Below are 18,870 nucleotides of genomic sequence, written 5' to 3'. Positions count from 1 at the left end.
TTTAACACCTACAGTTATGCAATTAGATCACGACGAAGAAGACTACAACTTATCCTTATCAAAATTTGAATCGATGTTGAAAACCAACAAAGTTTTATTTTTTGATTCCGAGGAATTCGAGGAAATTATTCTACATTATCTCGATATGGGAAAAGCCTCTTTAGCCAAAAAAGCGTTGAAGTTGGGATTGGAACAGCATCCAAAATCTACTGGTCTTAAACTAGTACAAGTAGAAATGCTAGTGTATGACGACAAGCTGGATCAAGCGGAAAAATTGCTTAACGAATTGTATGCTATTGAACCAACCAACGAAGAAATTTTTATTCAAAAAGCCAATATTTATTCAAAAAGAGATGACCACGAAAAAGCGGTCGGATTCTTAAAAACAGCGCTAAATTATACAGAAGATTATGCCGATGTTTACAACTTGATAGGCATGGAATATCTTTTTATGGATAATCTAGAATTGGCAAAAGAAAGTTTTATTAAATGTTTGGAAGAAGATATGGAAGATCAATCGGCCTTATATAATGTGGTCTATTGCTTTGAGTTTTTAGATCAAAATCAAGAAGCAATAGAATATCTAAAGACTTATATTGACAGAAATCCATATAGCGAAATTGCATGGCATCAGTCCGGTAGATTGTATTATGGTTTGAAAGATTACGAAAGTGCCTCTACCTGTTTTCAATTAGCAACCTACATAGATGAAGAATTTATAGGTGCTTATATGGAAAGAGGAAAAGCATTAGAGCGACTTAAAAATTATGCGGAAGCAATAGAAAGCTACAATCGTACCATTGAATTGGACGACCCAACCTCCTATGCCTTACTAAGAATTGGAAAATGCTATGAAAAATTAGGCAATAAAGTAGAAGCATTAAAATATTTTAATAAAACGGTTCATGAAGATCCGTTATTAGATAAGGGTTGGATTGCCATTACTGATTTTTATGTACGTCAAAAAAATTACCAAAAAGCGTTGTATTATGTAAACAAAGCATTGGCAATTGACGATCAAAACCGTTTATATTGGAAACGCTATGCAACCATCAACAAAGCGATAGATCATTTTGAGGAAGCAGAGTTTGGTTACAGAAAAGCAATAGAATTTGGCGATTATCAATTAGACACCTGGTTATTTTGGGTGGATATTATGCTCATTATGGGCGAGTATAATAATGCCATTTTGACTTTAATTCAAGCATCAGAATATTTCCCTGATGATTTTGAAATTGAATATCGCTTAGCAGGTTTTCACATGCTTTTGAACGAAGAAGAAAAAGGAAATTATCATTTAAGTAATGGTTTGCGAATTAATATGAAACACCAAACCCTTTTAAAAGAAATGTTTCCAACTGTTTGGGACAGAATATCGGTGCAAGATTATATTGCAAAACACGCAAAACCATAACAATGTCGAAAAGACAATTTGGTTTATTAGGTAAAAACATCTCCTATTCTTTTTCAAAAGACTATTTTACTGATAAATTTGCTTTAGGGAATTTAGTGGATTGTTCCTATGAAAACTTCGACATTCAAACCATTGAAGAATTTCCCTCAGTTATATCTAACAATCCAGATTTAATTGGCTTGAATGTTACTATTCCGTACAAAGAAACGATAATTCCCTATCTGAATAAACTTTCCAAAACCGCAGCACAAATTGGCGCTGTAAATGTCATTCGATTTACAAAAAATGGAAAACTAAAAGGGTACAATTCGGATTACTATGGATTTATGAAATCCTTAGAACCATTGCTGCAATCCCATCACAAAAAAGCATTAATTCTTGGAACTGGAGGTGCAGCAAAAGCGGTTTCTTTTGCTTTAGATAAACTCGGAATTCTATACACTTTTGTGACTCGTGAAGAAAAAGAAGGTATGATTGATTATAACCGAATCAACGCAACGACTTTTGACAATTACCATATCATAATCAATTGCACGCCTGTTGGAACTGTTCCAAATACCAAAGAGTTTCCCCCTATTCCCTATAATTTCTTTACCGAAAAGCATATTGCTTTTGACCTGATATACAATCCTGAGGAAACACAATTTTTGAAAAAAGCCAAGAAAAATGGTGCAGTAACTAAAAATGGTTATGAAATGTTAGTATTTCAAGCCGAAAAAGCGTGGAAGATTTGGAATAAATAACCGAGTTTTTTGTCATTCTGAATATAACAAAGTGGAATGAAGAATCTCATACTATTTGAATAATTATATGAGATTCCTAGTACCTCGGAATGAACAAAACACAATAGAAAAGAAAAAATGAACATCAAACTTATCGCCATAGGCAAAACTGATAACAAAGCGCTACAATCATTAATTGACGATTACACCAAGCGATTGTCATTTTACATCAAATTTGATTTAGAAACTATTCCCGATATTAAAAATGTCAAAAATCTTTCAGAAAGTCAGCAGAAAGAGAAAGAAGGCGAACTCATTTTATCAAAAGTTGCTCCAACCGACCAATTAATTTTATTGGACGAAAACGGAATTACTTTTTCGAGTATCAAGTTTGCTGATTATTTACAAAAGAAAATGAATTCTAGCGTAAAAACTTTAGTCTTTGTAATTGGTGGTCCATACGGATTTAGCGACGAAGTGTATAAAAAAGCACAAGGAAAAGTGTCGCTTTCAGAGATGACTTTTTCGCATCAAATGGTGCGGTTATTTTTTATTGAACAGTTGTATCGTGGGTTTACTATTTTGAGAAACGAGCCTTACCATCATCAGTGATTCGAAGTGTTCAGTAAACAGTTTTTAGTTGGCAGTTGAAACTAATAAATATACTCTTTAAAAGTAATAAATTTTATTTCTAAATCATTAGCGACATTTTTAGCAATAATATAATCTTGAAAAGACAAGTTTTTATCAAAACCAAAAGCTATTTCTTGATATGTCCTATTCAAGTTATTTAAATAGCTTTCTAAATCTTTTTTATCAACAAGAATGTTATTTACAAATATTTTATTTCTTTTTGTAAAGAAAACTGAAATACCATTATTATAATTCTTTAAAGTATAAGTCACATTTGTAAACGGTAGAAAAGCCAACGTCTTCTTTTTGCTATCCATATAAGTAAAATAGTTTTTGGAACCATTTATTAAATGTGAACTTTTCGCTTTTTTATCTTGCAATTTCTGAATTTCAGGAATAACTAATTTCAATGGCAATCGCTTGTCGATATTAAACAACCAATTGGTTGAACTAATCGAATTGCTTCGGTTCACATCAATCAAAGTGTCTTTTCCATTAGTTTCAAAAAACATATAAATTGGCGAATGATTTTTTACATCTACCACTATTGTTTCGTTCAATTGTGGCAATTGAATTTCTTTTTTACCACAAGAAAATAATGAAATCAGAAATAAAGCAACTATTATTTTTTTCATAATTGGGATACTAATTTTATACATTCCATAGCTTCTTTTACATCATGCACTCTCAGGATATTAGCTCCTTTTTGCAGCGCAATGGTATTTAAAACCGAAGTGCCATTTAATGCCTGTTCAGCAGAAGTTTCAAGAGTTTTATAAATCATTGATTTTCGAGAAACGCCAACCAATAGTGGTAATTCTACCATTTGAAATAATTCCAAGTTATTCATTACCTCAAAATTTTGCTCCACTGTTTTAGCAAAACCAAATCCAGGGTCAATGATCAAATCATTAATTCCAAAACTTCTGGCTTGTGCTACTTTTTCGGAGAAATAATACAACATTTCTTTAGTGATATTCGAATAGTGGGCCAAACTCTGCATCGTTTGTGGATTGCCTTTCATGTGCATCATAATATATGGCACCCGAAGTTTTGCAACGCTTTCCATCATTATTGAATCCAAAGTACCTGCAGAAATATCATTTACCATGCAAGCACCTGTTTCTATAGCAGTTTTAGCTACATCACTACGAAACGTGTCAACAGATATCAACGTTTCAGGGAAATATTTCAATACTAATTTTATAACGGGTACTAAACGACGCATTTCCGCCGCTTCTGAAACAAATTCTGCATCAGGTTTACTAGAATAGGCGCCAATATCAATAAAAGCTGCGCCTTCAATAATCATTTTTTCAACATGATTTAGCAAAGTTTTTTCATCAGAATGTTTACCTCCATCATAGAACGAATTTGGTGTTACATTCAGTATACCCATTACTTTGGGAACAGACAAATCAATTAGTTTTCCGAGACAGTTTATTGTCATTGTTTTTTTAAGATAGTTATAAGTTTTAGTGCTTTGTACTTCAATCTTTATTCGTTACTTTTGGCCAAATTTGATACAAAGATACACTGAAATGAGTAATACTTCTCAAGAATATGACAAGGTTATCGCTATATGCCGACAACTTTATGCCAACAAAATGAAAGATTATGGAAGTGCATGGAGAATCTTGAGATTACCATCATTAACCGACCAAATATTCATCAAAGCTCAAAGAATTAGAAGTTTACAACAAAACAAAGTTCGTAAAGTTGAGGAAGATGAAACAGGTGAATTTATCGGAATTATTAATTATTCTATTATGGCTTTAATTCAATTGGATTTAGGTGTTGTTGATCAACCTGATTTAGATGCAGTAAAAGCGGTACAATTGTATGATGAAAAAATTGCGATAACCAAAAAATTAATGGAAGACAAAAACCACGATTATGGTGAAGCTTGGCGTGAAATGCGTGTGAGTTCGCTAACCGACTTAATTCTACAAAAGTTACTTCGTGTAAAACAAATTGAAGACAATAAAGGAAAAACTCTGGTATCGGAAGGTATTGACGCTAACTATCAAGATATGATTAATTACGCTGTTTTTGCTTTAATTTTAATGAACTTCGGACAATAAAAAATAATCAATGACACTATCAAAAAACACATTATCGTGGGGAATTCGATTTGTAATTTCATTTTTATTCTTGCTTTCTGCAGTTGCTAAACTGTATCCATCTCCCTATTTTGCGATATCTACTTTTGAAGTAAAACAACTTTATCCAATGGGGTTCAGCGAAAGTTTTGCTCCTTATTTTTCTCGAATTCTTATTGGAATTGAATTTGCTCTAGGGTTATTAATCTTGCAAAAAAACTTTCTACGTAGTGTTGTTATTCCAGCTACAGTCTTATTGTTAGCTGTATTTACAACACATTTAACCATTGTAACTTTTGTTAGTGGTGGCAACTCAGGAAACTGCGGATGCTTTGGTAGCCTGTTGCCAATGACACCAATAGAAGCAATTATCAAAAACGTGGCGGCACTACTTTTATTAGGTTGGCTTTACATTATCTTACCAAAATCCAATGAAAAAAAAGGAAACTTTTGGGTTTTAACTACTGTTACGTTTGCTTCAATTTTAGCGATGTTTATGATTGCACCTATGCAACCTGTCGAGAGTAAATTCAGTATTTCTGAACCAAATGAAACAACTATTGACTCTTTGGTTGTAGATAGTACAAAAGTTGAAGTGAATCCCGTTCTAGTTAAAGATAGTGTAAAAAAAGTTGAAGTTAAAAAAGAAGAACTTTTAGTGGAACTTAATGAACCTTCTAAAAAGAAATCAGGATATGCACAGTATTTTTCTAAACTAGACAATGGTAGAAAAACACTTTGTTTCTTTGTGCCTGGTTGTGATCACTGTCGAGTTGCGGCAAAAGAACTAACGGCATTGAAAAAGACCAATAAAAATTTTCCTGAAATTTCAATCGTCTTTATGAATGAAGAAGCCGATTTAATACCAGATTTTTTCAAAGAAGCTGGAGCTGAATATCCTTATAAAGTCATCGAAGTCATTCCTTTTTGGAAAGTTCTGGGTTCTGGAAAAGATACTCCTGGAGTAAAATATCTTTGGAACGGTAATGAGTACAAATACTATTGGGGTATTACCGATAATAAATTTGATGTTCAAGATTACCAAAAATTAATAAACAAATCCTACTCCGAGTTAAAAAAATAAAATTACACTATTTTGAATATCTTTTTAGTATATTTAAATCTTTAAAATTTAGATTATGATAAAATATTTTATGTCTAAGTCGGTAAAACAACGAGGACTAATTGGAATCATTTGTTGCATCATTCTTTTCGCTTTTGGATATTTCTTTGTTTTGAATTATGTATCAATAATGGAAAAACCTCCTTTAGGAAATACCGTATATATTTTATTAGGCAGTACTATTAGTATTGGATCAATATTGGGTATTTTGGTAATTTTGAAATATTTATACGATCATAAACAGAAAAAAGAATATAAAGAACGTAAAAGAAGAAAGCATAAAGTATTGTACTTAAAGAAGTCTAGGACAAAAAATAATCTGAGTAAATGATTTTAAATAAATCAACCATTTATATAATTATGAAAAAAATATTTTTTTTCTTGATAACGAGTATAGTCTCTTTAGGATGCACAAATGCTCAAAATAAAGAATTCTCAAAAGAAAGTTTATCTAAAAAATTAATTGCTTTAGATACCAGTGAAATATCATTTGAAAGAATCTTAAAAAAACACGCTGGTAAAGTTTTAGTAATTGAAGTTTGGGCTTCTTGGTGCAGCGATTGTGTAAAAGCTATGCCAAAAGTAAAAGAGATGCAATCCAATAATCCAGATGTGAATTATATTTTCATATCAATGGATAAGGCCTTTGATAAATGGCAGGCTGGAATTGAAAAACACGAATTAAAAGGCGATCATTATTGGGCAACCGACGGTATGAAAGGCGAATTTGGAAAATCAATAGATGTAGATTGGATTCCGAGATATATTGTTATCGATAAAAAAGGAAAGGTTCAAATTTACAGAGCAATAGAAACTGACTTTGACAAAATAAATGAGCAATTAAAAAAATTAAAATAATGAGACAAAAGATTGTTGCGGGCAATTGGAAAATGCATAAAAATGCAGAAGAAACAGAAGATTTATTAAATGAACTCATAAACGTATTGCCACATGACATTGAAGCTCAAATAATTGTAGCCCCAACATTTGTCAATCTTGCCTCTGCAGTTGACCACTTAGAATTTACCAATATTGGAGTAGCAGCTCAAAATATGAGTCAATTTGAAAATGGCGCGTATACTGGTGAAATTTCTGCCGATATGTTAAAAAGTATAGGCGTAAATACGGTATTAATTGGACATTCTGAACGTCGTGCCTATTTTAATGAAACTGATTTTATTTTATCTGATAAAGTAACTACAGCATTAAAACATAATATGACTGTGATCTTTTGTTTTGGAGAAGAATTAAAAGATCGACAAAATAATCAACACTTTAATGTGGTAGAAAATCAACTTCGTGATGGTTTGTTTCACATTAAAGATAAAGACTGGGAACAAATAGTTTTAGCTTATGAACCTGTTTGGGCTATAGGAACTGGAGAAACCGCTTCTCCTGAACAAGCTCAAGAAATGCATAAATTTATTAGAGAAACCGTTAGACATACTTTTGGAAGTATTGTTGCCGAAGATGTTTCTATACTTTACGGTGGCAGCGTAAAACCCGACAATGCAAAAGAAATTTTCTCAAAACCTGATGTGGATGGAGGATTAATTGGTGGTGCCGCACTTAAAGCAGCCGATTTTGCAGCTATAGTTAACTCTATTTAAAATATACAAATATTTTTATACTAACCTTTCATTAATTTGAAAGATTTTTTTTATTTTTTTAAAATTTAATTGCATTTTATCGATTTTATTTGCTTTTAATCGAAGTATTATTTTATTTTACGTTACAATAAAGTCAAAACAAATGAAAACAAGATTCGTCCTAATTCTTGTGCTTATTTTTTCATTGAACATGAAAGCACAAATTGATACACAGAAACGATTTCAATCGGACTCAAGAAAATATTACGTTTGGAACACTGAATTTGAAAAATATGAATTGAAAGAAACTGAATATGAAAACTCAGTAGTTGATATTCGAGAAATTGGTTCAAAAACAAACGGCTACATTGCCATCAGTATGATTGACAATGGTCAAGTGAGACTACACCATGGTTCAATAACAGAATTCTCTCAAACCAGTGAAACTGAAGGAACTTGGTATATTCGTTCCAAATTCATGAGAGCTAAACTTATTTATAATCCAAAAGAAAATACGATTACCTATTTATATGATGCTGAAAACAAACGTTACAGTAAACTTATGATTTTTTCTGTAGTTCCAGATGCGCTTCCTAACGCCAGCTTAAAAACTGTAGTCAAGACAGACGATTAATTTTTGTTGAAATGATTCGAAAGTGATACAGCCGATTGTTACCTTTGCACCCGAGACCACATAAGGTCGAATGTACAAAGTAAAAAAAAACAATAATGTCAAACGTATATTTAGGGTATCATTTTTCAGTTGAACCAAAAGAACTAGGTTCAGAAATTTTAATCGCAGAACTTGGCGAAAAACCATTTGAAAGTTTTATTGAAACCGATAACGGATTCAGTGCCTATATTCAAAAAGACCTTTGCACTAAAAATATATTAGATGATATTTATTTGTTACATTCTCCTGAGTTCATTATTTCCTATACAATCGAAGAGATTGACCAAGTCAATTGGAATGAAGATTGGGAAAAAAACTTCGAAGCCATCGACGTAGATGGAAAATGTCACGTACGAGCTTCTTTCCACCCAAAAACAACTGCTGAATTTGATATTGTCATCGAGCCCAAAATGAGCTTCGGAACAGGTCATCATGAAACTACTCATATGATGATTCAACATCTTCTAGAAACTGATGTAACCAATATGAAAACCTTAGACATGGGTTGTGGTACTGCAATTTTGGCTATTCTTGCCGAAATAAAAGGTGCCAAACCAATTGATGCTATTGACATTGACAATTGGTGTTATTTAAATTCCATCGAAAATTCGGAACGAAATAACTGTAACGAAATTACAGTTTATGAAGGCGATGCAGCTTTGCTGAAAGGCAAAAAATATGACCTAATTATAGCCAATATTAATCGCAATATTTTGTTGAACGATATGCAACATTATGTAGATTGTTTAAACAAAAAAGGAACATTATTATTGAGCGGATTTTATACAGAAGACATTCCATATATCGATGCTTCATGCACTGAAAAAGGGCTAACTTTTGTTAAAAAAATAGAAAGAAATAATTGGACTTCGCTTAAATATGTAAATTTGTAACTGAAAATTTTGCATAAAGTAAAACGAAATGAAAATGAGCACCATCGAAAAAGTACAGGAAGACGTTTTAGTCGAAGATCAAGTTGGTATTAACAACGAAATCATATTATATAATGATGATGTCAATACGTTTGATCACGTGATTGACACGCTAATTCGTGTTTGCAAACACACGGCTGAACAAGCAGAACAATGCGCTATATTAGTTCATTATAAAGGGAAATGTACTGTGAAAACGGGAAGTTTTGACGAACTTAAACCACAATGTATGCAACTTTTGGAAGCTGGTTTGAGTGCGGAAATAGTGTAATACTTCCGTCAGTTCGTATTTTTTGTGAAGTAAAACGAAGCAAAAAATGTATCGAGAACTACTAAACATCTCGATACATTTCGATTGCGGCGAAACACTCGAAGTGACGTGATAAAACTAACTTTTAAACTTCCAATTAAATTCATCTTTTTCGTTGATAATCGCACCTATTTCAACCCTAATGATATCATTGAATTCAGATTGTAGAATTAACCAATTACTTTCGTTGAAGTGATTTTCTGTTGTATCAAAATCTTCTTTTGTCCAGGATTTAAAAGGTAATTCGGCTTTAATGCTTTCTATATTTTTACCGATGACTTTTTTGTCCAAAATCGTAGCATCCGAATGGGAACAAATAATATATCCCAATCGAAAATCCTCTTCTTCATAAAAAGTTAAACTCCATTTTTGTTTATTAAACAAACAAATAACATTTCCTTCTTCATCTTTATATTGCTTATCTGGTTTCCCATAGATTGATTCCACATGAGTTTGTTTCATGCCAAAAAGCAATTGCTCTATTCCATTTTTAAGGTTGATAATCATTTTTATTTATTTAATATTTGATACAAAGGTCGTAAAGTTTTTAAAATATAATTCAAATTTTCATACCTTCGACACTAGTCCAAATCATCTTCTACATTAATTATAATAAAATAAACATGAAAACTGATTTACTTATTCAAACTGAAGCGTGGGTAATTGCCTCAATCCTATTTATATTAATGATTATTGCCACGATGGTTGGAAAAATAATTGGAAACAAAATTCGATCGAACAATAAATCAACACAAAATTTAACAGAAACTTCAGGACTAACTGCATTACTTTTTTTCTTATTAGCATTTACCTTTGGTATGAGTGGTAACCGTTATGATTCTAGGAGAACTATTGTGGTGGAAGAAGCAAATGATATTGGAACAGCCATTTTACGTAGCGATTTATATCCAGAAACAGAAAGAGTTCTATTCCGAAAAGATTTTAAAGACTATGTTGAAGCCAGAATTCAATACTATGAAGTTGGACCAAATGTAAAAGGAATTCTAAAAGCCGATAGTTTATCTCAAACAATTTCCGCAAGATTATGGAAACGAGCAAGTAACCTATCCAAAGACCCAAATAATCTTGCTGCCACACAACAAATGATTCCAGCTTTAAATACAATGATTGATGTAGCGACTTCGCGCTTATCAGGAGAAAAAGCAAAAGTTCCTGAAAGCATTCTAATCATGTTGTTTTTACTCGCGTTGATTACTGCCTTTTATAGTGGCTATTCCGATGGACGAAAAGGCAAAACTGATTGGTTAGTACAAACCGGATTTTGCTTATTAGTCTCTTTAGTTATATTATTCACTTATGACCTAGACCGACCGCGAAGAGGTTTTGTAAACTTAGATGGACCAAATCAAACGATAATTGAACTTCGAAAAAATTTTAATTAATACTCAAACTTCCCAAACTCACTTTCAATAGTGAGTTTTTTGGTTTTATTCTGATGCATATCAGAATCTATAGCTTCTACTCTACCCACAATTTGAGCGTCAACTCCAAAAGATTTTGAGATTTCGATGATGTCCTGAGCGATTTCATTTGAGACATACAACTCCATGCGATGACCACAATTAAACACTTGATACATTTCTTTCCAATCAGTATTTGACTGTTCTTGTATTAATTTAAAAAGTGGAGGTACCGAGAATAAGTTGTCTTTAATCACATGCACATTATCAACGAAATGTAATACTTTCGTTTGTGCCCCGCCAGAACAATGCACCATACCGTGAATGTCTTTTGCGCTGTACTTGTCTAAAATAGTTTTAATAATTGGAGCATACGTTCTCGTTGGTGACAATACCAATTTTCCAGCATCAATGGGAGAATTTTCAACTTCATCTGTTAATTTAACCTTTCCAGAATAAACCAAATCATTTGGGACAGCAGCATCGAAACTTTCCGGATATTTGTCCGCTAGATATTTGGCAAAAACATCATGACGCGCAGAAGTTAATCCGTTGCTTCCCATACCACCATTATAACTTTGTTCATAATTGGCCTGACCGAAAGAAGCCAATCCCACAATCACATCGCCAGCTTTTATATTAGCATTATCAATCACATCAGCCCTTTTCATCCTGGCTGTAACAGTTGAATCTACAATAATCGTTCTTACTAAATCGCCTACATCAGCCGTTTCGCCGCCGGTAGAATGAATAGTTACACCGTAGGTTTTGAGTTCCGCAATTAATTCTTCAGTTCCGTTGATAATGGCTGAAATTACTTCGGCTGGAATCAAATTCTTATTTCTTCCAATGGTAGATGAAAGCAGGATATTATCGGTAGCACCCACACAAAGCAAATCATCGATATTCATTATCAAGGCATCTTGCGCAATGCCTTTCCACACCGAAATATCACCTGTTTCTTTCCAATATAAATACGCTAAAGACGATTTTGTCCCTGCACCATCAGCATGCATGATAAGGCAAAAGTCTTCATCATTCGTTAAATAATCGGGGACAATTTTGCAGAAAGCTTTTGGGAATAATCCTTTATCAATGTTTTTGATGGCATGGTGTACATCTTCTTTAGAAGCCGAAACTCCTCGAAGATTATAACGTTGACTGTTATCAGAACTCATGTGCAGTAGTTAGTTGCCCTTCGACAAGCTCAGGGTGAATGAGTGGCAAAGATACCATTTGATTTGAAATTCAAGATTTGAGATTTGGGATTTTTTGAATTATTTTTCTAAAATTAAAATTTCAACTCTTCTATTTTCATCTTCTTCTTGTTCATTTTTTTCAGGAATTTTATGTATCGGTCTTGATACACCAAACCCAGTATATTTCATTCTAGTTCTATCAATTTTGTTTCTGATAAGATAGGAATAAATAGTTTTGGCTCGAGCTGTTGAAATCCCGTTAAAATCATTCACCAATTGACAGCAAATATGTCCTTGGATTTCAATTTTTAGTTTGGGATTTTCTTCCATAGCACAACGTAAGTCAATTAAAGTAGGTTGTGACTTTGGAACAATGCGCGCTGAATTATTGAAAAAATAAATATTGGGTAACGCAATCGTTTCGCCCACTTTGGAATTCTTTATTTTCTTGGTCAGTTCACTTTCAACGGGAACAAGTTCAGGTTCCGTATAAAAAATAGTTACTTTTCTATTTTCTGATTGAATTTTAGATTGCTTAAAATCTTTCCCAAAAGCAATTTTCTCTAAATTTTTATTAAACTTTAACCCACTTTTTTCTAATAAAATCTGAACATTATCAATCCGTCTTTCCGCTAATTTTTTATTATAATTTTTGGTATCGATACTGTCACAATAGCCTAAAAGCTTAATGATATCAACATTTTTATTATTAGCAATCCATTCGTTGATTTCTAAAATAGAAGTTTGATTTGGAAAATCTTTATTAAAGTCAAAGAAGACCTCAACTTGCTTTTGTCCTAGTGATTTGAAGGAAATAAGAAGAAATAGTATGAAGATTATCCATTTCATCGTTTGGCAACAATTAAAATTTCGACTCTGCGATTGGCAGCCCGTTCTTTTTCATTTCGTTCTGGCACTTTATAAATCGGATCGTTACTTCCATATCCTTTGAATGCCAATCGGTTTACTTCTATTCCGTTTTTAGTCAAATATTTAAGAATAACTAGTGCTCTTCTATAAGATAGTTTTGTGTCATTCGGGTTCGGATTGCAACAAATATGCCCGTGAATCTCAATTCTCAAAGTTGGATTACTTATCATTATTTCAAGTAATTCATCCAAGAGCGGAAACGATTGATCCATTACTTTTTCTGAATTAAAATAAAAATTGATATTACTAATTCTAACTAAATCCCCAACTTTTGCTTTGTTAAATTTTGCTGCTAATGTCGATTTTTCATCTTCAACTAGGGCTTCCATATCAATAGCTTCTACTATATCATATTCTTTATTTTGAGATGTTTCTTCTGCAGCAGCTTCTCTAACTGGCCTGTTACCAAAAGGAGTATCGGGTATTGTTTTAGTGTTTTTTACATCTTGTTTTTCATCTTTCAAAAGATTAAAAAAAAATACTACTTTTCTATTCTCGCTTTGATTTTTAGAATACTTAAAATCTTTGCCAAATGATTTAAGTTCTACTTTATGAGTAATCCTAACATTGTTCGTTTTAAAAAAAGTTACTATCGAATTGATTCTTCGCATGGCTAAATCTTTATTGTATTTGCTGTCGTCAACGCTATCGCAATAGCCAAGAACTTTAGTGATTTCAACATTTTTATTATCTAAAACCCATTGATTAATTATAATTTGGGACGACTTGTTAGGAACATCCTGATTAAAATCAAAAAAAACGTCGAGTTTGTTTTGACAAAAGCTATGCATCGAAAAAAACAAAAGATAAAGTAAAAAGAGCTTTTGCATCTTAATTTTCAATAATTAAAATTTCTACTCTTCGATTGGCGGCACGCTCCTTTTCATCTTTCTCGGGCAACGGATAAATGGGTTGTGTGCTTCCAAAACCTTTGTAGGACAATCGGCTTTTGTCGATTTCATTTTGTATCAAAAAATTATAAATGGCTTTGGCACGTTGGGTTGATAAATCAGTTCTATCTACTGGCATACAACATAAATGTCCGTGAATCTCGATTTTTAATTGCGGTTTTTTTTGCAAAACTAATAACAACTCATACATTTTTCCACGAGACTCATTCACCACAGCAAAGGTATTGATGATGAAATTAAGGTTTTCTATTTTTAATTTTTCACCAGGTTTTGCTTCACCCATTGTCTTCATAAAAACTCGATCCAATTTGAACTCTGATTTAGTTCCATTGGGATTTTCAAATACTAATTTTTCGGGGTAAACTATTTCGGGTTTTGGTTGTTCCTCCTTTACCACCTTTTTAATACCTAAAATTTCATCTTCTCGAGGTAAATCTTTTTCAAGGATATAAAAGATGGTAACTTTCCTGTTTTCGGCTTTATTGACTGACTGATTAAAACTTTCACCAAAACTTCTTGTTTTAAAATCTTCTCTAATTTTGATTTGATTTTTTACATTTTGAAAAATAAAATCTACTCTTTTTTGCGCTAAAGTATCATTAAAACCCGTTGTCCCAACTTCATCGGTAAAACCGTGAATGGCTACTATTTTATTGTTTTTATTTTCGGCAATCCAAATGTTTAGTCTTGTCTGTTCTTTGGTGCTTAATTCAAATTTGTTGCTGTCAAAATAAAGAGAAAATTGCTCTTGTGCGTATTGCGAAGTTGAAAAAAAAAGAAAGAGAAAAACAAATGTAAGTTTCATAAACTGTTTTTAATACAACCGAAAGTTACACAAAAATAACATTTGAAAGTAAAAATTTTGTCAAATAGTCATAATATAATATTTACATTTGTAAATAAAAACTTTAAGATATGAATCGAATAATATTTTTTTTTGCATTTTTAACCTTCACCATTTCAGTTAGTTCACAATCGGTTATTCAATCTGTCAATTCTGGAAGTTTAATTACAGCGAGTTCTTCGGTTTCCATTGGTGAAATTGTGGTAGTTCCTCAAAATCAATCGCAATCCAGTTCAGGAATTATTGGAATCTTAGTGCAAACGTTGGAAGTTCCACAACTAGAATTAAACAATAAGATTACGGTTTATCCTAATCCAACTTCGGCAACGATTTACTTTCAAACTGATACTAATCTGTCAGATGAACAAGTTTCAATTTTCAATTTATCGGGACAATTAGTTTCTGAAAACAAAATTACGTCGGACAAAGCTTTGGATTTATCGGAGCTTTCTGCTGGCGTTTACCTAATTCGATTTAAAAACAAAAACATTAATTCATTCAAAATTATCAAACGTTAACATGAAGAAACTATTATTATTATCAGCACTTTTTATTTCCTTTTTGACTTTTGCACAAGTGCCACAAGGAATTTCGTATCAAGCCATTGCGTTAAATACTTCTGGAAATCCAGTAGTAAATTCTAACGTAAGAATTCGTTTATCTATTCTAAACAACTCGGTTACAGGAACAAATCTTTACTCAGAAACACATTTAAGAACTACCAATGCACAAGGATTATTTAATTTAGTAATTGGACAAGGAACCGTAGTTTCTGGAACTTTCAACACGATCAATTGGTCAACAAATTCTAAGTTTTTATCAGTAGAAATGGACATAGCTGGCGGTACCAATTTTGTAGCTGTTGGTACAACACAATTGCTTTCTGTTCCTTATGCTTTGGCTGCAGACAGTTTAATTACTTCGCCTGGAGAAGGAATCACCTTAGTTTCGCCAAATGGAACGCCTTATCAAGTTACTGTAAATGATAGCGGGCAATTATCTTTGCCGTCGACTAATTCTTCGTCTACAAGCAGTCCAAATAATTTTTATATGTATGGAAGTTTTAATAGTTTTAACCCAACTTCAGCACTGCTAATGGATAATTCTTTTGGTTTATTTGCAAATTCCATTATAAGAACAGGTTATAGATATTTAACAGCTGGAACAGAAATTAAGTTTTTAGCGTCAAACTCAGTGTCATCACCGATTTATGGCATAAACATAACAAATAATTTAACGATAAATGGTTCTAGTTTTTTAGTTAACAATACAGGATTTTATTTGATAAACTTAATAAATCTTAATGAACAAAATAATTATCCATTAGAAAGTTTTTCATTAGGATTATCATCGTTTGCTCCCACTTTGATATTAGGTTCTGGGAATAATATAAATGGTACCTATTCTGTGGCTAATAACAGATTTACATTTATTGTTAACGGAATATCAAATAGTAGTGGTTCTAACACTAACTTTAGATTTAATATTTTGGGTCCAGAACAAACTTTTGATTATGGTGATAATCTCTCAGACGGAACAATAGATAATGGTGGAACATCTATAACTTTTCCAAACCTGACTTCCACACCTAAAAACTTTAGAGTAGAGCTAACTTTAAATTTCAACGGCTCAGGAACCTATACAATAACTCAGATTTAATCTGATTAAATTATAAAAAAATCCCGTCTCGTTTTGAACGAGACGGGATTTTTTTTGCGTTAAGGATTGGAGCAAGTACCGTGTACTGCGGAAAGCCTGACCTGAAGGAACACGAGGCTGAAAGCCGACTGCCGAAGGAAACGCCCTAATTTAATTATCTCGTAAACAACAACTCTCTGTATTTAGTCAAAGTCCAAATTTCGTCATCAACTAAAAGCTCTAATTTATCGCAATGTTCTCTAATTACATCGAAGTATGGTTTTACTTTATCACAATACATTTCGGCCATTTTTTGAGCATCGGTTAAAGCGTTTGCTTTCTTACGCGCTTCGGTCATCGCTTCAACATTAGAATTAATTCCTTCGATATGAGCTGAAATTTCTTTGATTAAAGAGATTTGTTCTTTAGCAATTTTCTCAAAGTCTTTACCGAAGATTTCTTTTAATCCACGTACGTTTTCAATCAACGTATTTTGGTAACGAATAGCGGTTGGAATTACATGGTTACGAGCAATATCTCCCAAAACTCTTCCTTCAATCTGAATTTTCTTAGTGTATTCTTCTAATTCAATTTCATAACGCGCTTCTACTTCTACATGGTTCATTACGTTCAAATCTTTGAACAAGTCTAACGCTTTTTTAGAAACTTTCGCTTTTAACGCTAAAGGAGTAGTTTTATGATTACTCAAACCACGTTTTTTAGCTTCTTTTTCCCATGCATCACTATATCCATCACCTTCAAAAAGAATATTTTTAGTTCCTTTAATGTATTCTCTTAATACGTTAAAAATGGCTTCGTCTTTCTTTAAATCGTTTTTCTCAATTAGAGCATCTACTTCTTTTTTGAAATCTTTCAATTGTTTGGCAACGATAGAATTCAGGGTTGTCATTGCGTTAGCACAATTGGCAGACGAACCAACCGCTCTAAACTCAAATTTATTTCCAGTGAATGCAAAAGGTGACGTTCTATTTCTATCGGTATTATCTAACATTACATCTGGAATTTTACCAACTACATTAAGCTTTAAGTCGGTTTTTTCTTCAGGAGATAATTTCCCTTTTGAAACACCTTCTAATTCCGCTAAAACCTTAGTCAATTGTTGCCCGATGAAAACCGAAATAATGGCTGGTGGTGCTTCGTTGGCTCCTAACCTGTGATCGTTACTTGCCGTTGCAATAGCTGCACGAAGTAATTCTTCATATTCATTTACCGCTTTAATTGTATTGATAAAAAACGATAGGAATTGTAAGTTACTCATTGGAGTTTTACCTGGTGATAATAAATTCACACCTGTATCAGTTGCCATCGACCAGTTATTGTGTTTCCCTGAACCGTTAACTCCTTTAAAAGGTTTTTCATGAAACAGTACTTTAAAATCATGTCGCTCTCCTACTTTTGACATTACATCCATCAACAATGAATTGTGGTCAACGGCCAGATTGGTTTCTTCAAAAATCGGAGCTAACTCAAATTGGTTTGGCGCTACTTCGTTATGACGTGTTTTAACTGGTATTCCCAACAACATACATTCTTCTTCTAACTCACGCATATAATTCAACGCACGCGATGGAATGGAACCAAAATAATGATCATCCAATTGTTGCCCTTTTGCAGAAGTATGACCTAACAAAGTTCTTCCTGTCATTACTAAATCGGGGCGAGAATTAGCTAGAGATGCATCAACTAAAAAGTATTCTTGTTCCCAACCCAGAGTGGCAGTTACTTTTTTTACGTTTTTATCAAAATATTTACAAACATCTGTCGCCGCTTCATCTACTGCATTTAAAGCACGTAACAATGGTGTTTTATAATCTAAAGCTTCACCAGTATAAGAGATAAAAACGGTTGGAATACATAAAGTAGTTCCAAAAATAAACGCTGGTGAGGTTGGATCCCAAGCAGTGTAACCACGAGCTTCAAATGTATTTCTGATGCCTCCATTTGGAAATGAAGAAGCATCTGGTTCTTGTTGTACTAATTGACCACCTCCAAATTTTTCAACAGGATCAGATCCATCGTAAGACGTTTCAAAAAAAGCGTCGTGTTTTTCAGCGGTTGCTCCTGTTAACGGTTGAAACCAATGCGTATAATGTGTTACCCCTTTGGCAACAGCCCATTCTTTCATTCCCATTGCGATATAATCGGCAAGTTTTCTATCTATTTTAGTTCCATGCTGCACCGCATCTTTTACACCTTTATAAGCATCTGAAGTTAGAAACTGCTTCATCGCTTTGTCGTTAAACACATTGGAACCAAAAATTGCTGATTTTTTTCCGGCTTCTTCAAATTTAACAGGTTTTCTACCTGAAGCCTCTTTTAATGCTTGGAAACGTAAAGTTGACATAAAATTTAATTTTTTATAGTTATACCCTAATAATTTGATGCAAATATAGAGTTATTTATAAATT

At 32.8% G+C, this 18,870-nt stretch carries 22 protein-coding genes; 14 read left to right on the top strand and 8 right to left on the bottom strand.

The genetic code is table 11. The features are described 5' to 3' along the window. Positions 1-16: 16 nt before the first annotated feature. From ACIQ2L_RS09780 to rlmH, 3 genes are all read left to right on the top strand, one after another. The gene (locus ACIQ2L_RS09780; protein WP_396158245.1) at positions 17-1,414 is read left to right on the top strand and encodes a tetratricopeptide repeat protein; all 1,398 of its coding nucleotides are present in this window, start codon (positions 17-19) and stop codon (positions 1,412-1,414) included. 2 nt (positions 1,415-1,416) lie between these two features. Then, the gene (locus ACIQ2L_RS09775) at positions 1,417-2,157 is read left to right on the top strand and encodes a shikimate dehydrogenase family protein (RefSeq protein WP_396158243.1); all 741 of its coding nucleotides are present in this window, start codon (positions 1,417-1,419) and stop codon (positions 2,155-2,157) included. Positions 2,158-2,274: 117 nt separating this feature from the next. After that, the gene (gene rlmH, locus ACIQ2L_RS09770; RefSeq protein ID WP_396158241.1) at positions 2,275-2,748 is read left to right on the top strand and encodes a 23S rRNA (pseudouridine(1915)-N(3))-methyltransferase RlmH; all 474 of its coding nucleotides are present in this window, start codon (positions 2,275-2,277) and stop codon (positions 2,746-2,748) included. A 41-nt stretch (positions 2,749-2,789) separates the two neighbouring features. Here the strand turns inward: rlmH and ACIQ2L_RS09765 are convergent, their stop codons facing one another. Next, positions 2,790-3,404, bottom strand: a complete 615-nt coding sequence (locus ACIQ2L_RS09765; RefSeq protein ID WP_396158240.1) for a hypothetical protein — start codon at positions 3,402-3,404, stop codon at positions 2,790-2,792. Then, positions 3,401-4,219 carry a dihydropteroate synthase gene (gene folP / locus ACIQ2L_RS09760; protein WP_396158238.1) on the bottom strand — a complete coding sequence of 273 codons (819 nt, stop codon included), beginning with the start codon at positions 4,217-4,219 and terminating at the stop codon, positions 3,401-3,403. The genes ACIQ2L_RS09765 and folP overlap by 4 nt, the downstream gene beginning before the upstream one ends. A 91-nt stretch (positions 4,220-4,310) precedes the next feature. On the opposite strand from folP, the gene ACIQ2L_RS09755 reads away from it, so the two are divergent. The 8 genes from ACIQ2L_RS09755 to ACIQ2L_RS09720 all read left to right on the top strand — a co-directional run bounded on the left by ACIQ2L_RS09755 (position 4,311) and on the right by ACIQ2L_RS09720 (position 9,459). Continuing rightward, a complete protein-coding gene (locus ACIQ2L_RS09755; protein WP_396158394.1) occupies positions 4,311-4,853 on the top strand; it encodes a DUF1599 domain-containing protein in 543 nt (180 codons plus the stop codon). 10 nt (positions 4,854-4,863) lie between these two features. Further along, positions 4,864-5,955, top strand: coding sequence for a MauE/DoxX family redox-associated membrane protein (locus ACIQ2L_RS09750; RefSeq protein ID WP_396158236.1), 1,092 nt, complete (start codon positions 4,864-4,866; stop codon positions 5,953-5,955). 70 nt (positions 5,956-6,025) lie between these two features. Further along, the gene (locus tag ACIQ2L_RS09745) at positions 6,026-6,325 is read left to right on the top strand and encodes a hypothetical protein (protein ID WP_396158234.1); all 300 of its coding nucleotides are present in this window, start codon (positions 6,026-6,028) and stop codon (positions 6,323-6,325) included. A 29-nt stretch (positions 6,326-6,354) separates the two neighbouring features. Then, entirely contained in the window at positions 6,355-6,852 is a 498-nt protein-coding gene (locus ACIQ2L_RS09740) for a TlpA family protein disulfide reductase (RefSeq protein ID WP_396158232.1), read from the top strand. Further along, a complete protein-coding gene (gene tpiA / locus ACIQ2L_RS09735) occupies positions 6,852-7,604 on the top strand; it encodes a triose-phosphate isomerase (RefSeq protein ID WP_396158230.1) in 753 nt (250 codons plus the stop codon). The genes ACIQ2L_RS09740 and tpiA overlap by 1 nt, the downstream gene beginning before the upstream one ends. 142 nt (positions 7,605-7,746) lie before the next feature. Next, positions 7,747-8,217, top strand: coding sequence for a hypothetical protein (locus ACIQ2L_RS09730; RefSeq protein WP_396158228.1), 471 nt, complete (start codon positions 7,747-7,749; stop codon positions 8,215-8,217). Between the two features lie 95 nt (positions 8,218-8,312). Continuing rightward, complete coding sequence (prmA, locus tag ACIQ2L_RS09725; protein WP_396158226.1) at positions 8,313-9,149, top strand: 50S ribosomal protein L11 methyltransferase; 837 nt, start codon at positions 8,313-8,315, stop codon at positions 9,147-9,149. A gap of 34 nt (positions 9,150-9,183) precedes the next feature. Next, a complete protein-coding gene (locus tag ACIQ2L_RS09720; RefSeq protein WP_396158224.1) occupies positions 9,184-9,459 on the top strand; it encodes an ATP-dependent Clp protease adaptor ClpS in 276 nt (91 codons plus the stop codon). A 117-nt stretch (positions 9,460-9,576) separates the two neighbouring features. Here ACIQ2L_RS09720 and ACIQ2L_RS09715 read toward each other — a convergent pair whose 3' ends face one another. Next, the gene (locus tag ACIQ2L_RS09715) at positions 9,577-10,005 is read right to left on the bottom strand and encodes a hypothetical protein (protein WP_396158222.1); all 429 of its coding nucleotides are present in this window, start codon (positions 10,003-10,005) and stop codon (positions 9,577-9,579) included. A gap of 116 nt (positions 10,006-10,121) precedes the next feature. On the opposite strand from ACIQ2L_RS09715, the gene ACIQ2L_RS09710 reads away from it, so the two are divergent. Then, positions 10,122-10,901 carry a hypothetical protein gene (locus ACIQ2L_RS09710; protein WP_396158220.1) on the top strand — a complete coding sequence of 260 codons (780 nt, stop codon included), beginning with the start codon at positions 10,122-10,124 and terminating at the stop codon, positions 10,899-10,901. Here the strand turns inward: ACIQ2L_RS09710 and ACIQ2L_RS09705 are convergent. The 4 genes from ACIQ2L_RS09705 to ACIQ2L_RS09690 form a co-directional block, all read right to left on the bottom strand. Beyond that, positions 10,898-12,097: an AIR synthase related protein gene (locus tag ACIQ2L_RS09705; protein ID WP_396158218.1), complete on the bottom strand. Its 1,200-nt coding sequence runs from the start codon at positions 12,095-12,097 to the stop codon at positions 10,898-10,900. The genes ACIQ2L_RS09710 and ACIQ2L_RS09705 overlap by 4 nt on opposite strands. A 99-nt stretch (positions 12,098-12,196) precedes the next feature. Next, positions 12,197-12,967, bottom strand: a complete 771-nt coding sequence (locus ACIQ2L_RS09700; protein ID WP_396158216.1) for an OmpA family protein — start codon at positions 12,965-12,967, stop codon at positions 12,197-12,199. Then, entirely contained in the window at positions 12,964-13,878 is a 915-nt protein-coding gene (locus ACIQ2L_RS09695) for an OmpA family protein (RefSeq protein ID WP_396158214.1), read from the bottom strand. Before ACIQ2L_RS09695 ends, ACIQ2L_RS09700 begins: the two co-directional genes overlap by 4 nt. A 1-nt stretch (position 13,879) precedes the next feature. Continuing rightward, the gene (locus tag ACIQ2L_RS09690) at positions 13,880-14,764 is read right to left on the bottom strand and encodes an OmpA family protein (protein WP_396158212.1); all 885 of its coding nucleotides are present in this window, start codon (positions 14,762-14,764) and stop codon (positions 13,880-13,882) included. A 110-nt stretch (positions 14,765-14,874) separates the two neighbouring features. Between ACIQ2L_RS09690 and ACIQ2L_RS09685 the strand changes: the two genes are divergently transcribed. Next, complete coding sequence (locus ACIQ2L_RS09685; RefSeq protein WP_396158210.1) at positions 14,875-15,321, top strand: T9SS type A sorting domain-containing protein; 447 nt, start codon at positions 14,875-14,877, stop codon at positions 15,319-15,321. Position 15,322: 1 nt separating this feature from the next. Further along, positions 15,323-16,462: a hypothetical protein gene (locus ACIQ2L_RS09680; protein WP_396158208.1), complete on the top strand. Its 1,140-nt coding sequence runs from the start codon at positions 15,323-15,325 to the stop codon at positions 16,460-16,462. A 154-nt stretch (positions 16,463-16,616) separates the two neighbouring features. On the opposite strand, the gene ACIQ2L_RS09675 is transcribed toward ACIQ2L_RS09680, so the two are convergent. Then, positions 16,617-18,806 carry a glutamine synthetase III gene (locus tag ACIQ2L_RS09675; RefSeq protein WP_396158206.1) on the bottom strand — a complete coding sequence of 730 codons (2,190 nt, stop codon included), beginning with the start codon at positions 18,804-18,806 and terminating at the stop codon, positions 16,617-16,619. Positions 18,807-18,870: the final 64 nt, after the last annotated feature.

The organism is Flavobacterium sp. (genome assembly GCF_044369455.1).
Classification (GTDB): Bacteria; Bacteroidota; Bacteroidia; order Flavobacteriales; family Flavobacteriaceae; genus Flavobacterium.
Note: the sequence above shows the minus strand (reverse complement) of the source record. Positions and strands in the feature narration are given on the sequence as shown.

Bases quoted from the DNA above. Each gene is read 5' to 3' on its own strand.
- ACIQ2L_RS09720 (WP_396158224.1), top strand. From the start codon at position 9,184: ATGAGCACCATCGAAAAAGTACAGGAAGACGTTTTAGTCGAAGATCAA.
- ACIQ2L_RS09715 (WP_396158222.1), bottom strand. From the start codon at position 10,005: ATGATTATCAACCTTAAAAATGGAATAGAGCAATTGCTTTTTGGCATG.
- ACIQ2L_RS09695 (WP_396158214.1), bottom strand. From the start codon at position 13,878: ATGCAAAAGCTCTTTTTACTTTATCTTTTGTTTTTTTCGATGCATAGC.
- prmA (WP_396158226.1), top strand. From the start codon at position 8,313: ATGTCAAACGTATATTTAGGGTATCATTTTTCAGTTGAACCAAAAGAA.
- ACIQ2L_RS09680 (WP_396158208.1), top strand. From the start codon at position 15,323: ATGAAGAAACTATTATTATTATCAGCACTTTTTATTTCCTTTTTGACT.
- ACIQ2L_RS09755 (WP_396158394.1), top strand. From the start codon at position 4,311: ATGAGTAATACTTCTCAAGAATATGACAAGGTTATCGCTATATGCCGA.
- ACIQ2L_RS09685 (WP_396158210.1), top strand. From the start codon at position 14,875: ATGAATCGAATAATATTTTTTTTTGCATTTTTAACCTTCACCATTTCA.
- ACIQ2L_RS09705 (WP_396158218.1), bottom strand. From the start codon at position 12,097: ATGAGTTCTGATAACAGTCAACGTTATAATCTTCGAGGAGTTTCGGCT.
- ACIQ2L_RS09765 (WP_396158240.1), bottom strand. From the start codon at position 3,404: ATGAAAAAAATAATAGTTGCTTTATTTCTGATTTCATTATTTTCTTGT.
- ACIQ2L_RS09750 (WP_396158236.1), top strand. From the start codon at position 4,864: ATGACACTATCAAAAAACACATTATCGTGGGGAATTCGATTTGTAATT.
- rlmH (WP_396158241.1), top strand. From the start codon at position 2,275: ATGAACATCAAACTTATCGCCATAGGCAAAACTGATAACAAAGCGCTA.
- ACIQ2L_RS09775 (WP_396158243.1), top strand. From the start codon at position 1,417: ATGTCGAAAAGACAATTTGGTTTATTAGGTAAAAACATCTCCTATTCT.
- ACIQ2L_RS09675 (WP_396158206.1), bottom strand. From the start codon at position 18,806: ATGTCAACTTTACGTTTCCAAGCATTAAAAGAGGCTTCAGGTAGAAAA.
- ACIQ2L_RS09710 (WP_396158220.1), top strand. From the start codon at position 10,122: ATGAAAACTGATTTACTTATTCAAACTGAAGCGTGGGTAATTGCCTCA.
- ACIQ2L_RS09745 (WP_396158234.1), top strand. From the start codon at position 6,026: ATGTCTAAGTCGGTAAAACAACGAGGACTAATTGGAATCATTTGTTGC.
- tpiA (WP_396158230.1), top strand. From the start codon at position 6,852: ATGAGACAAAAGATTGTTGCGGGCAATTGGAAAATGCATAAAAATGCA.
- ACIQ2L_RS09740 (WP_396158232.1), top strand. From the start codon at position 6,355: ATGAAAAAAATATTTTTTTTCTTGATAACGAGTATAGTCTCTTTAGGA.
- ACIQ2L_RS09780 (WP_396158245.1), top strand. From the start codon at position 17: ATGCAATTAGATCACGACGAAGAAGACTACAACTTATCCTTATCAAAA.
- ACIQ2L_RS09730 (WP_396158228.1), top strand. From the start codon at position 7,747: ATGAAAACAAGATTCGTCCTAATTCTTGTGCTTATTTTTTCATTGAAC.
- ACIQ2L_RS09690 (WP_396158212.1), bottom strand. From the start codon at position 14,764: ATGAAACTTACATTTGTTTTTCTCTTTCTTTTTTTTTCAACTTCGCAA.
- ACIQ2L_RS09700 (WP_396158216.1), bottom strand. From the start codon at position 12,967: ATGAAATGGATAATCTTCATACTATTTCTTCTTATTTCCTTCAAATCA.
- folP (WP_396158238.1), bottom strand. From the start codon at position 4,219: ATGACAATAAACTGTCTCGGAAAACTAATTGATTTGTCTGTTCCCAAA.